The sequence below is a fragment of the Myxococcus sp. XM-1-1-1 genome, from assembly GCF_020037095.1.
GTDB classification, from domain to species: Bacteria; Myxococcota; Myxococcia; order Myxococcales; family Myxococcaceae; genus Myxococcus; species Myxococcus fulvus.
In genome coordinates this window covers 263,830-277,998 of the sequence record NZ_JAIQDH010000009.1, presented here as the reverse complement: position 1 = coordinate 277,998, position 14,169 = coordinate 263,830, and the positions used below count along the sequence as shown (strand labels likewise).

12 protein-coding genes are annotated in these 14,169 nt (G+C 70.5%); 9 read left to right on the top strand and 3 right to left on the bottom strand.

Annotation, left to right across the window (positions count from 1 at the left end; translation table 11 throughout):
• Nucleotides 1–31 precede the first annotated feature (31 nt).
• The 5 genes from K8640_RS20045 (at nucleotide 32) to K8640_RS20025 (ending at nucleotide 4,513) form a co-directional block, all read left to right on the top strand.
• Nucleotides 32–826 (top strand): thymidylate synthase, encoded by a 795-nt coding sequence (locus K8640_RS20045; protein WP_223748472.1) that lies wholly within the window; start codon nucleotides 32–34, stop codon nucleotides 824–826.
• Complete coding sequence (locus K8640_RS20040) at nucleotides 823–1,302, top strand: dihydrofolate reductase (protein ID WP_223748471.1); 480 nt, start codon at nucleotides 823–825, stop codon at nucleotides 1,300–1,302. The genes K8640_RS20045 and K8640_RS20040 overlap by 4 nt, the downstream gene beginning before the upstream one ends.
• An 80-nt stretch (nucleotides 1,303–1,382) precedes the next feature.
• Entirely contained in the window at nucleotides 1,383–1,790 is a 408-nt protein-coding gene (locus K8640_RS20035; protein WP_223748470.1) for a hypothetical protein, read from the top strand.
• 64 nt (nucleotides 1,791–1,854) lie between these two features.
• Nucleotides 1,855–3,708: an FTR1 family protein gene (locus K8640_RS20030; RefSeq protein WP_223748469.1), complete on the top strand. Its 1,854-nt coding sequence runs from the start codon at nucleotides 1,855–1,857 to the stop codon at nucleotides 3,706–3,708.
• A gap of 37 nt (nucleotides 3,709–3,745) precedes the next feature.
• Nucleotides 3,746–4,513, top strand: a complete 768-nt coding sequence (locus K8640_RS20025; RefSeq protein ID WP_223748468.1) for a GlsB/YeaQ/YmgE family stress response membrane protein — start codon at nucleotides 3,746–3,748, stop codon at nucleotides 4,511–4,513.
• Here K8640_RS20025 and K8640_RS20020 read toward each other — a convergent pair.
• A complete protein-coding gene (locus K8640_RS20020; protein ID WP_223748467.1) occupies nucleotides 4,510–6,042 on the bottom strand; it encodes an MBL fold metallo-hydrolase in 1,533 nt (510 codons plus the stop codon). The genes K8640_RS20025 and K8640_RS20020 overlap by 4 nt on opposite strands.
• Nucleotides 6,039–7,334, bottom strand: coding sequence for an HD domain-containing protein (locus K8640_RS20015; RefSeq protein ID WP_223748466.1), 1,296 nt, complete (start codon nucleotides 7,332–7,334; stop codon nucleotides 6,039–6,041). Before K8640_RS20015 ends, K8640_RS20020 begins: the two co-directional genes overlap by 4 nt.
• A gap of 147 nt (nucleotides 7,335–7,481) precedes the next feature.
• Here K8640_RS20015 and K8640_RS20010 point away from each other — a divergent pair, with 147 nt between their 5' ends.
• From K8640_RS20010 to K8640_RS20000, 3 genes are all read left to right on the top strand, one after another.
• Nucleotides 7,482–8,561 (top strand): D-alanine--D-alanine ligase, encoded by a 1,080-nt coding sequence (locus K8640_RS20010; protein WP_223748465.1) that lies wholly within the window; start codon nucleotides 7,482–7,484, stop codon nucleotides 8,559–8,561.
• The gene (locus tag K8640_RS20005) at nucleotides 8,473–8,940 is read left to right on the top strand and encodes a GNAT family N-acetyltransferase (RefSeq protein ID WP_046718419.1); all 468 of its coding nucleotides are present in this window, start codon (nucleotides 8,473–8,475) and stop codon (nucleotides 8,938–8,940) included. The genes K8640_RS20010 and K8640_RS20005 overlap by 89 nt, the downstream gene beginning before the upstream one ends.
• 63 nt (nucleotides 8,941–9,003) lie before the next feature.
• Nucleotides 9,004–10,521, top strand: coding sequence for a transglutaminase family protein (locus tag K8640_RS20000; protein ID WP_223748464.1), 1,518 nt, complete (start codon nucleotides 9,004–9,006; stop codon nucleotides 10,519–10,521).
• A 25-nt stretch (nucleotides 10,522–10,546) separates the two neighbouring features.
• On the opposite strand, the gene K8640_RS19995 is transcribed toward K8640_RS20000, so the two are convergent.
• The gene (locus K8640_RS19995) at nucleotides 10,547–12,640 is read right to left on the bottom strand and encodes a thioredoxin domain-containing protein (RefSeq protein ID WP_223748463.1); all 2,094 of its coding nucleotides are present in this window, start codon (nucleotides 12,638–12,640) and stop codon (nucleotides 10,547–10,549) included.
• 124 nt (nucleotides 12,641–12,764) lie between these two features.
• On the opposite strand from K8640_RS19995, the gene K8640_RS19990 reads away from it, so the two are divergent.
• The gene (locus tag K8640_RS19990) at nucleotides 12,765–14,135 is read left to right on the top strand and encodes a glycosyltransferase family 39 protein (RefSeq protein ID WP_223748462.1); all 1,371 of its coding nucleotides are present in this window, start codon (nucleotides 12,765–12,767) and stop codon (nucleotides 14,133–14,135) included.
• The last annotated feature ends 34 nt before the right edge of the window (nucleotides 14,136–14,169 follow it).

The following is a 14,169-nucleotide window of genomic DNA, read 5'->3' as shown; positions in this document are numbered from 1 at the left end:
GGGGGCAACGACGCCTAGACGGCTGGGCCCCATGCAGCCCTACCTGAACCTGCTGGACCACGTCCTGAAGCACGGGACGAAGAAGGGCGACCGCACCGGCACGGGCACGCTGAGTGTCTTCGGCCCCCAGCTGCGGTTCGATTTGACGCAGGGGTTTCCGCTCGTCACCACGAAGAAGCTGCACGTGAAGTCCATCCTTCACGAGCTGCTGTGGATTCTCGCGGGTGACACCAACGTGCGCACGCTGCAGGCGCAGGGCGTCACCATCTGGGATGAGTGGGCTGACGCCGAGGGGAAGCTCGGCCCCGTGTATGGACACCAGTGGCGCTCGTGGAGCGCGCCGGACGGGGGCCACATCGACCAGATGAAGGCGCTGGTCGACGGGCTGAAGAAGAACCCGGACTCGCGCCGACACATCGTCAGCGCGTGGAACGTGGCGGACCTGCCGGGCATGAAGCTGCCGCCGTGCCACGTGCTCTTCCAGTTCTACGTGGCCGACGGGAAGCTGTCCTGCCAGCTCTACCAGCGCAGCGCGGACCTGTTCCTCGGGCTGCCCTTCAACATCGCCTCGTACTCGGCGCTGACGATGATGGTGGCGCAGGCGACGGGCCTGGTCGCGCACGAGTTCATCCACACGATTGGCGACGCGCACCTGTACCTCAACCACGTGGAGCAGGCCCGCGAGCAGCTCTCGCGCGCGCCGCGTGCGCTGCCGCGATTGAAGCTCAACCCCGAGGTGAAGGACCTCTTCGCATTCCGGTACGAGGACTTCACGCTCGAGGGCTACGAGCCCCACCCCGCCATCAAGGCGCCCGTGGCCGTATGAAGCTGTCGGCCATCGTCGCGCTGGCGTCGAACCGGGTCATCGGCGCGAACAACCAACTGCCGTGGCGACTGCCCGCGGACCTGGCGCGATTCAAGCGGCTCACCATGGGCCACACGCTCGTGATGGGCCGCAAGACGTACGACTCCATCGGCCGTCCGCTGCCGGGGCGTACGTTCATCGTCGTCACGCGGCAGAAGGACTTCGCGCCATCGGGGGTCACGGTGGCGCACTCGGTGGAGGAGGCGCTCCAACAGGCCGAGGCCCGAGGCGACGACGAGGTCTTCATCGCGGGGGGCGCGGACCTGTACGCGCAGACGATGGACCGCATCCAGCGGCTCTACCTCACGCGAATCGCGCGCGACTACCCGGGTGACACATTCTTCCCCGAGGTGGACCTGTCCGGCTGGCGGCTCATCGAGGAGGAGCAGCATCCGGAGTCCGAGCCGCCGTACGCGTTCCTCACCTACGAGCGCTGACGCCGCTGCTCCCTCGTCGAGCAGCGCGGCGTTCCACGTCGGCTTTGTCTCGCTCCCGCGCCGTGCGCACCTGGAACGGCATGCGCACCTCCCTCGGCCCTCGACTCACGCTCAGCCCCTGGCTCCCCGCGCCGCGCCTGCCCTGGCGCGCCGCTTCCCTGCTCGGCGCCACGCTCACCCTCGCCAACACCACCACGCTCGCTCGCCTCTCGCGTCAGCTCGAGGCCCAGCAACGTCAGCGCCGCTTCCGCCCACGCGCCCTGCGCGCGCTCGCCGTCGGAGCCACCGCCATCGGCGCCACCGGCCTGGGCGCGCTCGCCATCGGCGCCGTCTCCATCGGCGCGCTCACCGTGGCCTCGCTCGCCCTCGGCCACCTGCGCGGCGGCGACTGGCGCATCGCCCGGCTCCGCATCCACTCGCTGGAGGTCGAACGGTGGACAGCCCTGGGCAACCCCGCCCCCATTCCGGGCCTTCCGACTCCCGCCTGAAGTCCCCATCTTGAGATTGAGTCGCAGAATTGAAACGACCGGGCCCCGCTGGTAGACGGGACGCATGAATCATGTGGTCCGCGTCGTCCTCGTCCTGCTCTTCATGGTGCCCGGGTCGGCCTTCGCCGCCGAGAGCGGCGCGGAGGAGCGGACCTGGCATCGGCTGGTGGGAATCCTCCAGTACCTGGAGGCGGACTACCCGGCCGCCATCGAGTCCCAGTCCGCATTCGAGCTGGAGGAGCAGAAGAGCTTCGCGGCGGAGGCGGTGTCCGCGGCGCGGGAGCTGGGTGCGCAGGCCTCGGTCTTCGTCCCCCGCGTGAAGGCCATCCAGGCGCGCGTGGACCAGTCGCAGGACCCGGAGGGCGTCAGCCGCGACTGCGGCGCGCTGGTGCAGGACCTGGTGCTCGTCGGTGGACTCGCGCGCAGCCCCCGTCACCCGCCGGACCTCCAGCGCGGCGCCGAGCTCTTCCAGACGAACTGCGCGGCCTGCCACGCCGCGGACGGCAGCGCCAACCTGCCCATCGCCGCGACGATGGAGCCCGCGCCCGCCAACTTCCAGGACGCGGAGCTGATGGGCGGCCTCACGCCCTACAAGGCGTTCAACACCACCAGCTTCGGCGTGCCGGGCACCGCCATGCCCGCCTTCCCCACGCTGACCGAGGACGAGCGCTGGTCGCTCGCGTTCTTCGCCTTCACCCTGCGCCTGCCCCCGTGCGAGGGGACGCCTCCGCGCGCGTCGCTGGAGCGGCTGGCGAACGCCACCGACGACGAGCTGGTGAAGGACTTCGGCGCCGACAAGCTCGCGTGCCTGCGTCGGAAGCTGCCCCAGGTGGACGAGGAGCGCTCGCTGATGGCGGCGCGCGACGGCGTGCAGGAGGCCATGCGCCAGGGCGCCGCGGGCAACCCGTCCGCCGCGAAGGCCGCGCTCCTGGATGCGTACCTCAACGGGCTGGAGCCGGTGGAGCCCAAGCTGACCTCGCGCGACTCCGCGCTGGTGCTCAAGCTGGAGCAGGGCTTCCTCAAGGCGCGACTGGCGGCGGAGACCAGCAGCCCCAGGTTGCAGGACGAGGGGCGCGAGCTGATTGCGCTGCTCGACCAGGCGCGCCGGGACAGCGGCAGCGCGGCGGACCTGGTGTCCACGCTGTGGCTCACCGTGTTCATCCTGCTGCGCGAGGGCTTCGAGGCGGCCATCATCGTCGCCGCGCTGCTGGCGGCCCTGAAGAAGATGAAGGCCACCGAGCACGTGCGCGTGGTGCACGCCGGCTGGATGTCCGCGCTGGTGGTGGGCGCCATCGCCTACGTGCTGGGCCGCCACCTGCTGGCCGGCGCCGAGCGCGAGTGGATGGAGGGCGTGGCCGCGCTCGTGGCCGTGGGCATGCTGCTGTACGCGGCGCTGTGGCTCAACGCGCGCTCCAACATGAGCCAGTTCATGGGGGAGCTGCGCGAGAAGATGAAGGGTGCGCTGGGGCGAGGCAGCCTGTTCGGCCTGTTCCTCATCGCCTTCACCGCCGTGCTGCGCGAGAGCTTCGAGACCGCCATCTTCCTGCAGGGCCTGGCGCTGGACTCGCCCGCGGGCGTGGCGTGGGGCGCGCTGGTGGGCTCGGTGGCGCTGGTCATCCTGGTGCTCTTCATCAACCGGCTCGGCTTCCGGTTGCCCATGAAGACGCTCTTCAACATCTCCACGGTGGTGCTCGTCGTCACCGCGGTGATGCTGCTGGGCAAGGGCCTGCACTCGCTGCAGGAGGTGGGCGCGCTGCCGCTCTATCCGGTGAGCTTCGTCACCATCGACCTGTTGGGCATCTATCCGGACCTGCTCTCGCTCGTGCCCCAGGTGCTCCTGGCCGCCGCGCCGCTGGCCCTGGTGCTGCTGCGTCGGCGGGCCCGTCCCGAGCGCGTCACCGAGGTGTCCGCCAGTTGACGCGACGAGTACCCCAGCCTTGCGGTAGCGTGTGCGGGTGAGGCTTTCGCGCGCGCATCCTGTCCTCCTGGTGGGCCTGCTCCTTCTGAGCACGGGCCCCGCGTGGGGTCAGCACGTCTCCGAGGACGAGCCCGCGAAGCGCCCCGCGCCCGAGCTGACGCCTCCTCCACTCGTCCCCGTGTCCCCTGGCGACAGGACCGACTCGGACGAGGACGACGACGAGGGCTCGAGCGGACGGACGCAGGACACGCCCCCGGACGACTCGGGGACGCAGGTGGCGGAGGAGGCCCGGCCCAGCCGCAAGGCGGCCGTGGAGGACCCGGTCCCGCGCATCGCGGTGGAGTTCGTGGGAGGCACCGCGGGAGGCATCGCGGGCGGCGCGGTGGGGCTCGTGGTGGGCTACCTGCTGGGCGCGCCCACCGTGGGCTGTGACGAGTGCAACGTCGTCTCGCTGGTGGGCGGGCTCACCGGCGTCGTCATCGGCGTGCCCGCGGGGACGTGGGCGGGCGGACGGCTGATGGACGGCAAGGGCACCATCCTCGCGACCGTCGGCGGGAGCCTCGTGGGCTGGGGCGGCGCGCTGCTGGGCTCGCTCGTGCTCGGGGCCGACGACGACAAGGCCGTCTCCGCGCTGCTGCTCTTCCTGCCCGTCATCGGCGCCACCACGGGCTACGAACTGTCGCACCAGTCGCACTCGGCCGTGAAGCCCGTGGCGCCCACGCGCGCGGACACCGGCGTGCGGCTGATGCCCGTGGCCGGGATGACCGAGCACGGGCCCCGCTTCGGTCTCATCGGGCGTTTCTAGCTCCCCTGTCGGAAGTAGCGAGCCGACTCCTCGCGCACGCGGCCCTCGGCCACCAGCTTCTCCAGCGTGGCCAGCGCGCTGCGCTCCGCCACCGGGTGCATCACCGGCGGCGTGTCCGCGTACGCGCGCTCCACCACCTCGGCCAGCGAGACGCCGTCCGCGGGCACCGCGTCGAAGATGAGCGCCTCGCGCTGCGCGCGGTGGTTCAGGTACTCCTGGAGCTTCGAGGGACCATCCGGCAGCGGCTGCCCATGCGCCGGGTACAGCGTCGTGACAGGCCAGTCGCGAAGCCGGGCGAGCTGCGCCAGGTAGTCGCGCATGTTGCCCTCGGGCGGGTCGATGACGATGGAGCCCACGCCGGCCACCATGTCCCCCACCACCGCCGAGCGACTGCGCTCGTCCACCAGGCACAGGTGTCCCCGCGCATGCCCCGGCGTGTGCAACACGCGCCAGCGCTGCGGCACGTCCCCGGCCAGCTCCAGCACCTCGCCATCCTCCAGCAGCCGCTCGACGGGGAAGTCGAGCCACTCCGCCGTCTTCGCATGACACCAGAGCGGAATCCCCAGTCGCTCCTTCACCGCGCGCGCCCCGCCCACGTGGTCACCGTGGTGATGCGTCAGCACCACCGCCACCGGCTTGCACCCCTCCGCCTTCAGGCTCGACACCAGCGACAACAGCTTCGCGTACTGCTTCACGTCCCCGGAGCCCGGGTCCACCAGCAACAGCTCGCCGTTGCCCAGCACGTACGCGTTCGTGTGCGTCGCCGGAGGCAGCGTGGCCGTCTCCAGCGCCACCACGCGCACACCCTTCTGGAACTCGATGCGCTGCGAGATGTACCCAGGGCAGTACGGCGGCGTCAGCAGCCGCGCCCGCGCATCCGCCTCGTCCTTGAACGAGCCCAGCACCTGGAGCGCATGCACCGCCGGAGGATGCAGCAGCGCCGTGCCGTCGTTCCACCGCGCCAGCGCCGCCTCGGGCGCAATCCACGCCCCCTCCGACAGCTCGCCCGGCCACAGCTCCGCGCGCGCCTTGGGCGGCAGCTCCACCAGGTAGAAGTGCGTGTCGAAGCGCACCGGCACCGACGGCGGCGTAATCCACCGCCCCGCGCCCCGGAAGTCGTCCGCGCGCAGCGCCAGTCCCTCCGCGTGCAGCAACTCACCCCACCCGAGCTTCCCCGCGAGCAACGCCTTGCGCAGGGCGTCCAGCTTCTCCTGCGAGAGCGCCTCGGCGCCCTCGGCCACCAGCACGCCCGCCTCCTCGAACAGCTCGCGCGCCGCCGCCGAGCGCAGCGCGGCCTCCTCGCCCGAGACACCCCGCACCGGCACCTGCGCGTCCGCCGCGTCCAGCTTGCCTCCGGGGAACGCATAGAAGCCGCCGGCGAAGGCCAGCGCCTTGCCGCGCTTCACCCAGTACACCTCCACGCCCGCGCCCACGCGTCGGTACAACAGCGCCACGGCCGAGCCCCTGGGCTCACTGGGGACATGCTGCAGGTCCAGGCCGAGGCCCAGACCGGGGAGTCGCTCGCTCATGTTCGCACCGTCTGGCCCAACAGCTGGCCCATCAGCTCGTGCGCCGCGGCCGACTGGTCCGGCCTCACATACAGCCGGGTGAGGCGCACCGCGCCACTGTAGCGCTGATACAGCGGCGTGTAGCGCGCCACCTCCGTCAGCCGACCCGTGGAGGCGTCGACGATGAAGAGGCTCGGCCCCGTGCTCGAGGGCCCCGAGGCGTACTTGCTGAGCACGTTCACGGACTCGACGACGTAGTGCTCGAAGCCCGACGAGACGAGCGCGCTCCTCAGCACGTCCAGGTCATACCCGGCGTCGCGCTCGGTGAACTGCGCCAGCAGCTTGAAGCCCTGCCGCGTGATGATGCGCTGGGCCCACCGGTTGCGCGAGCGGCGCAGCGTGTACCAGAGCGCCGAGTCGTCACAGAGCAGGAACGCCTCCGGGTCCGAGGGAATCTCGAACTCCCCCGGCGACTCCTCGTAGTAGCGCCGCAGCATGTAGTCGAAGCTCACCGACGTGTGGTGCAGATAGACCGACACGAACATGTGGTAGCGGCTGAGCAGGAAGTCCTCGAAGGCGAACGCCGCCGCCCGGCTCAGCGCCAGATAGGCCCGGCCGTCCTTCACCGCCGGGTTGAGGTTGTTGATGATCCAATCCATGTCGTACCGGCCGTAGTTCACCCCCGTGTAGAAGGAGTCACGCAGCAGGTAGTCCATGCGGTCCGCGTCCAGCTCGCCGGAGACGATGGCGCGCAGCAGGGGCGCCCAGTCCACGCCCTGCCAGGTGAAGCCCGGGTCCTTGGGCGGACGCGCGCCGGTGATCAACGCCACCGCCGCCATGGGGGTGATGCCGAGCCGCCCGAACTCGCGCTCGATGATGGGCGTCAGCGAGCTGTCGAGGAGGATCTTCGCCGTGTAGTCCTCGTGGGTGGCCTGCTCGCCCTCGGCCGCCGAGTCCAGCCAGCCGGGCAGCCGCAGGAGCGAGCGCTTCGGGGCGATGCGCTCGGAGGCGTGCGACAGCGGCATGTGCCCCAGGTCATGACACAGCACGGCCAGACGCACCGCGGTGGAGAAGCGCTCGCGCACGTCGTCGGGCAGCGTGGAGCGCGAGGCCACCGCGGCGAACACCCGCGCGGCCACGTGCATGGCGCCCAACGAATGGATGTGCCGGGTGTGCGTGGCCCCGGGGAAGGCCAGGTCGCCGAAGCCGAGCTGCCGCACATAGCGAAGCCGCTGGTAGTGCCGGCTGTCGATGACCGCCTTCTCGGCGTCGCTCACCGGGATGGTGCCGTGGATGGGGTCGCGGATGCGCATGATGCCCTTTCCATACTCCTGGATACCCCCACCGGAGGTATTCCACCGTACTTCAAGCCCTGGCGGGAGGTAGCCCAGGAGGTAACCAACCGTCACCTGCGGACTGGGCGAGGACCGAGGGACGTGCTAACCCTCGGCCACCTCCGAATGCACATCATTCTGCTGCACAACCGCGACCACGAGCTCCTCCAGGATGACCCGGGCCGGGAAGCCCGCGAGGACGTGGTGCGGGTCGCCGCGGCGCTCGCCGAGGCCCTCACGAAGGGCGACACCCTCGCCGAGCCGCTCGCCATCGAGGGCGACCGGCTGGACTTCGTGGACACGCTGCGGCGGCTGCAGCCGGACCTGGTCATCAACCTCTGCGAGTCGCTCGCCGCCGACAGCCGCGGGGAGATGGCCGTCCCGTGCCTGCTGGACGCGCTGGGCCTGGCCTATACGGGCTCGTCCGCCCTCTCGCTGGGCCTCGCGCTGCACAAGCCCAAGGCGAAGGAGCTGCTCTGTGCGCGCGGCGTGTCCACCCCGGGCTTCCGGGTGGTGGAGCGGCTGGAGGATGCGCTGGCGGTGGACCTGTCCTGGCCCCTCATCGTGAAGCCCGCGCGCGAGGACGCCAGCATGGGCATCAGCGGGGACTCGGTGGTGCACGAGCGGGCGGCGCTGGTGCGCGCCTGCGAGCGGGTGCTGCGCGAGTTCCATCAGCCCGCGCTGGTGGAGCAGTTCATCGCCGGCCGCGAAATCTACGTGCCGCTGCTCGGCAACCAGCCGCGCCGCGCGCTGCCGTTGACGGAAATCCACTTCGGACGGACCTTCGAGGACCGGCCGAACATCGTGTCGTACAGCGCCAAGTGGGAGGCGGGCTCCGACGAGTACCGGGATACGCCCGCCGGGCCGTGCCAGGTGGATGCGGCGCTGGAAGCTCGTTGTGTGCAGGTCGCGCTGGAAGCCTTCGCAGCACTCGATTGTCAGGACTATGGCCGGGTCGATCTCCGGGTGTCTCCGGAGGGCGTGCCCTACGTCATCGATATCAACCCCAACTGCGACCTCCATCCGGGAGCCGGGTTCGCCAGGGCCGCGGCCTCCGCGGGCCTGGACTACGCCGCGCTGGCCGCCCGGCTGGTGGAGGTCGCTACCGAAAGAGCCCATGGACATCCGTCCCATCGAAGAAAAGGACCGGGAGCCCCTCGCCGCGCTGATTCGAAAGATCGAAACCTTCTCGCCGCAGGAGGTTGAGGTCGCCATCGAGCTGGTGGGCGAGGCCCTGAAGTCGGGCAACACGGACTACGCCATCATCGTCGCGGACCGGGCCGGTCAGCTGGTGGGCTATGTCTGTTACGGCCCCACGCCGATGACGGAGGACACGTACGACCTGTACTGGATTGCGTCCGCCACGGAGGTGCGTGGCCAGGGCGTGGGCGCGGCGCTGGTGTCCGGAATGGAGGGCGATTTGCGCCGTCGCAACGGCCGGCTCATCCGCGTGGAGACGAGCGCCACGGAGGCCTACGGCCCCACGCGCGGCTTCTACGCGTCCATGAAGTACGGCGAGGAGGCGCGCATCCGCGACTTCTACAAGGTGGGCGACGACCTCATCATCCTCACCAAGCGGCTGTAGTCCACCGCACGGGGTGTGGGGCGGGTGAAGACTTTGCCCGCCTCCCCCGTTAGAAGGGGCGTGATGACCCGCACGCTCCGACCGATGTCCCTGGCCCTCGTGGCCTTGTGCGCCCTCTTGACGGGCGCGCCCTCCGCGAAGGCCGCCGCGCCCGCCAAGGCCGCGGCGCCCGCGAAGGCCGCCTCCCTCCCCGCAGACGCGTCCGACGTGCTGAAGGCGCCGCGCCCCCAGGGCGGCGAGTTCTTCGGCCTGTACCTCATGGACAAGAAGGTGGGCTGGCTGTTCACGGACCTGGTGCTGGTGCCCGGGGCGGTGCCCCAGGTGAAGAGCGTCAACCAGCTCGTGTTCAAGGCGCTGGTCGGCACCCGCCTGTCGGAGCGCAACCACCGCGAGGAGCGCGTCTACGAGGCGAAGGCCGGCGGACGGCTCCTGTCCTTCACGGTGACGCAGCGCGGGGATGGTGGCGACCAGACGCTGGAGGGCACGACGACGCCCGACGGGAAGCTGCGCGTGGTGCGCAAGCGCGTGGGCTACGCGGACGAGGTGCTGCCGCTGTTGCCCGCGCCGAAGGAGCACGTGGAGGACGCGGACCAGGCGCGCGTGGCGCTCTTTCGCAAGGCGAAGGTGGAGGGCTTCTCGCTCGACGGGATGGACCTGGAGACCTACGGCCTGTCGACGACGGTGGAGGCCCCGGAGCAGCGCACGCTCAACGGGGTGAAGGTGAAGCTGGGCAAGGCCAGCAGCCTGTCGCAGAAGGAGAAGGTGCCGGTGGACTCCTACGTGACGCAGCGTGGGGAGATGGTGCTGGTGGACTTCGGCAAGACGATGCAGGCGCGCAAGGAGACCGAGGCGGTCGCCAAGCGGATGGACCTGGTGGAGGTGTTCGGTCTCACGCGCGTGGTGCTGCCCAAGCCGCTGCCCGAGGCGGCTCGCGCGGTGCCCGGCAACGTGAAGCTGGTGGTGCAGGGGCTGCCGGAGAAGTTCCGCGTGGAGACGTACCGGCAGAAGTTCACGGCCCGGCCGGATGGCGGCGTGGACGTGACGCTCCTGGCCGCGGCGCCCGCGACGGCGAACCGCAAGCCCCGGCCGCTGACGGACCCGGACGGCGGGGAGAACCTCAAGTCCACGCTCATGGTGGAGAGCGACGCGCCGGCCATCCGCGAGCAGTCCAAGAAAATCATCGGGGACGAGAAGGACGCGTACCGCGCCGCACAGAAGGTGAACACGTGGGTGGCCACACACCTGGAGAAGGACTACGGCGCCAGCGCGGACCGGGCGACGGATGTGCTGCGCCAGAAGCGCGGTGACTGCACGGAGCACTCGCTGCTGAGCGTGGCGCTGCTGCGCGCGGCGGGAATCCCGGCGCGGCGCGTGGACGGCGTCATCTACATGGTGAACCAGGACGGCGTGCCCGCGCTGTACTGGCACGAGTGGGTGGAGGCGTTCGTGGGGGAGTGGACCCAGATGGACCCCACGTTCAACCAGCCCGTCGCGGACGCCACCCACTTCGCGTTCGGCTACGAGGGCAACGCCGAAATCACGCCCCTCATCGGCACGCTGAAGGTCGTCGAGGTGAAGTAACGCGGCGAACCTCCGGGGGACGTGCTCACGCCCCCCGGGGCGCCAGCGCCAGTCGCTCGACGAGTTCCTTCGCATCCGTGCGAGGCACCTCGCACGCGAAGCCCCGGCACAGGTACGCGGCGCCCTTGCCGCCCACCGGCTCGCGTCCCTCGAACAGCTCCTTCAGGAGCGCGGGCACGGGCCTCCCCTCCTCCTTCCAGCCGAACGCGAACGTCGGCGCGTAGACGCGGTTCGCCACGCTCAAGAGCGGCGCCACCGCCTCGCGCGAGCCGCTGAACGTCACCCCCGCCGCGCCCTCCAGCAGCGCGTCCGCCGCGAGCCCCAGGTAGCCGTAGCCCATCGCGTTGGCCACCAGCCCCTCGCGCATCTTCGCCACGTACTTCGTCGGCAGCTCCAGGTGGTGCTCGTGGCCCGTGAGCGCCGCGAGCGCCACCTGCGCCTCCGTCAGCGTGGAGGCCCCCGAGGGGAACGCGTTGTCGAACAGGCCATACGTCGCCACCACCAGGTCCTTCTGACCGCGCGGCGCCGTGAAGTACGCCCGCTTCTCCTCATCCCAGAACAGCTCCACCGCCCGCTTCACCAGCGCCTCGGCCGCCTCCAGGTACTTCACGTCGAACGTGGCCTGGTACAGCGCCGTCAGCCCCGAGGCGAGGTTCCCGTAGTCCTCCAGGAACCCGTCGATGCGCGCCTGCCCCTCCTGGTACGAGCGCGAAAGCCGCGTCCCATCCCACAGCTTCGCCAGCACGAAGTCCGCCGCCGCCACCGCGAGCCGCGCCCAGTCCGGCCGCTCGAAGACCCGCGACGCCAGCGCCAGCCCGCGAATCATCAACCCGTTCCACCCCGCGAGAATCTTGTCGTCCCGCCCTGGCTTCACCCGCTGCTCGCGCGCCTCGAACAACACGCGCCGCGCCTCGACGAGCTCGCGCTCCACCTCCGCTACCGGGAGCCCCCGCTCCCGCGCGAGCGTGTCGGCGGGCACCACCACCTCCAGCACCGTGGCCCCGTGCTCGAAGTTCCCCTGCGGCGTGACGTGGAAGTGCCGCATCACCAGCGCCGCGCGCTCGGGCGACAACAGCCCGTGGAGCTCCTCCGGACGCCACACGAAGAACTTCCCCTCCTCGCCCTCGCTGTCCGCGTCCTGCGCCGCAAAGAAGCCGCCGCCCGCGTCCGTCATCTCGCGGCGCACGTACTCCACCGTCTCCTCCACCACCTTGCGCCACAGCGGGCGCGACTCCACCTGCTCGGCCTCCGCGTACAGGTGCACGAGCTGCGCATTGTCGTAGAGCATCTTCTCGAAGTGCGGCACCAACCAGCGCGCATCCACCGAGTAGCGATGGAAGCCTCCGCCCAGCTGGTCGTAGATGCCCCCCAGCGCCATGCGCTCCAGCGTGAGCAGCACCGCGTCCTTGAGCGGCGCGCCACCGCCCCGCCGCCACGCGCGCAAGAGCAGCGAGAAGTTCATCGGGTTGGGGAACTTGGGCGCGCCACCGAAGCCGCCGTGCACCGGGTCCACCTGCTGGACCATGCGCTTGCCCATCGTCACCACGTCCTCCGCGGACAGCACGCCGGGCGCCGCGTCCAGCCCATACGCGGCCAATTCCCCCAGGCCTTCGGCGAACTGCTCGGACTGCCGCAGCACCTCCTCGCGCTTGTTCGCCCACGCGTCCCGCAGCGCCATCAACAGCCGGGGGAAGCCCGGCCGGCCATAGCGGTCCTCCGGCGGGAAGTATGTGCCGCCGAAGAAGGGCTTCAGGTCCGGCGTGAGGAACACCGTCAGCGGCCACCCGCCGCCCTGCCCCATCAGCTGCACCACGCCCTGGTAGATCTGGTCCAGGTCCGGCCGCTCCTCGCGGTCGACCTTGATGTTGATGAAGCCCTCGTTCATCAGCCGCGCGGTGTCGGGCGACTCGAAGGACTCGTGGGCCATCACGTGACACCAATGGCACGCGGAGTAGCCCACCGAGAGCAGGATGGGCTTGTCCTCGGCGCGCGCGCGAGCGAGCGCCTCATCGCCCCAGGCGAACCAGTCCACCGGATTGTCGGCGTGCTGGCGCAGGTACGGCGAGGGCTCCTGGGCCAGACGGTTGGTGGAGCCGGACGACGGAGGGTGGGTGGCCATGGGGTCTCCGGGCGGGAACTGCCGGACCCAGGGCATATGGAGCCCCGCCATCCGGAGCAAGTCCCAACGGCGCGACCCTCCACTGTCGAACGCGAGCAGGGTACGCTGTCGACAAGACGTGAGCATGGTTTCCCTCGCCCCCGCCCCGCCCAACCCCGTCGGCCTCGGACTGAAGACGTGCATCGCCCTGGTGGGCGTGGCGCTCATCGTGAGGCTCATGCTGGCGTTCGGCACCGACGTCTACTTCGACACCGCCTACTACTGGCAATGGTCGCGGCGACTCGACTGGGGCTACTACGACCACCCTCCGCTCGTCGCGTGGCTCATCGCCCTGCTCGGCATCCACGCCACCGCGCTCGTGTGCGGCGCGGGCACCATCGCCGCGGTGTGGGGCCTGGCGCGCGACGTGTACCAGAGCCGTCAGGCCGCCTGGAGCGCCGCGGCCCTGTGGAGCGTGGTGCCCGGCGGCATGGTGGCCGGCGTCTGGGCCACGCCGGACTCGCCGCTGCTCCTGTTCTGGACGCTGGCCCTGTGGGCCCTGTGGCGCGAGCGCTGGGTGTGGGCCGGCGTGGCGTCGGGGCTCGCGCTGCTCGCCAAGTTCCCGGCGGTGCTCCTGGGCGTGGCCTTCCTCATCACCGCGGTGAAGGTGCGCCGCCTGCCCAAGGGCGCGTGGGGCACGGGCGCGCTGGCGGCGCTGTGCCTCCTCCCGGTGCTGCTGTGGAACGCGCGCCATGACTGGGTGGGCATCGCGTTCCAGTTGCGTCACGGCCTCGAGGGCAAGGGCGGCTGGGGCACGCTCGGTGAGTTCATCGCGGGGCAGCTCGCCTTCGGTGGGCTGGTGATTCTGCCCCTCGCGTTCGTCTATGCGTTCAAGGGCCCGCGCGAGCAGTTCCTCCTGCGCATGGCCGCGCTCGTGCCGCTGCTGTTCTTCGGCTACGCGGCGTCGCGCGCGCGCGGCGAGGTCAACTGGACCACCATGGCCTATGTCAGCGTCTGCGTGGGCGTCGCGGGCATGCGCAGGCCCTGGCAAATCGCGGCGGCCTCCTCGGGGCTCGCGGTGGTGCTCGCGGTGACGCTGCACCTGTTCTTCCCGGTGCTGAACTTCAAACGCGATACAGCCCTGTGGCGCACCCACGGCTGGGACGTGCTCAGCCAGCTGTCCACGCCCGAGAAGCTCTTCCCGGGGATGAAGCCAGACAGCGTCGTCGCGGTGTTCGCCGGCAACTATCAGCTGGCGTCACAAATCGCACACTACGCCCGCGTCCCCGTGGGCACCGCCGGCCCCGTCCGCTTCAGCCAATATGACGTCTGGGGAGAGCCCCCCATCCCGCCTGGGAAAGATGTGCTCTGGGTGGAAGAGGATGGCCCGTTCGCTCCCGCCGCCCTCACGGACCGCTTCGAAATCATGGACGAGCACGTCGAGCTGGTTGGAACTTTCCAGGGACGTCGTCTGCATTTCTTCCGGGTGTGGTGGGTCCGCAATGCCAGACCCTGACGTGCCCGGGAGGGCATGACAACTTTCAAAGCCT

Bases quoted from the DNA above. Each gene is read 5' to 3' on its own strand.
- K8640_RS20015 (WP_223748466.1), bottom strand. From the start codon at position 7,334: ATGCGCATCCGCGACCCCATCCACGGCACCATCCCGGTGAGCGACGCC.
- K8640_RS20010 (WP_223748465.1), top strand. From the start codon at position 7,482: ATGCACATCATTCTGCTGCACAACCGCGACCACGAGCTCCTCCAGGAT.
- K8640_RS20000 (WP_223748464.1), top strand. From the start codon at position 9,004: ATGACCCGCACGCTCCGACCGATGTCCCTGGCCCTCGTGGCCTTGTGC.
- K8640_RS19990 (WP_223748462.1), top strand. From the start codon at position 12,765: ATGGTTTCCCTCGCCCCCGCCCCGCCCAACCCCGTCGGCCTCGGACTG.
- K8640_RS20045 (WP_223748472.1), top strand. From the start codon at position 32: ATGCAGCCCTACCTGAACCTGCTGGACCACGTCCTGAAGCACGGGACG.
- K8640_RS19995 (WP_223748463.1), bottom strand. From the start codon at position 12,640: ATGGCCACCCACCCTCCGTCGTCCGGCTCCACCAACCGTCTGGCCCAG.
- K8640_RS20030 (WP_223748469.1), top strand. From the start codon at position 1,855: ATGAATCATGTGGTCCGCGTCGTCCTCGTCCTGCTCTTCATGGTGCCC.
- K8640_RS20040 (WP_223748471.1), top strand. From the start codon at position 823: ATGAAGCTGTCGGCCATCGTCGCGCTGGCGTCGAACCGGGTCATCGGC.
- K8640_RS20020 (WP_223748467.1), bottom strand. From the start codon at position 6,042: ATGAGCGAGCGACTCCCCGGTCTGGGCCTCGGCCTGGACCTGCAGCAT.
- K8640_RS20035 (WP_223748470.1), top strand. From the start codon at position 1,383: ATGCGCACCTCCCTCGGCCCTCGACTCACGCTCAGCCCCTGGCTCCCC.
- K8640_RS20005 (WP_046718419.1), top strand. From the start codon at position 8,473: ATGGACATCCGTCCCATCGAAGAAAAGGACCGGGAGCCCCTCGCCGCG.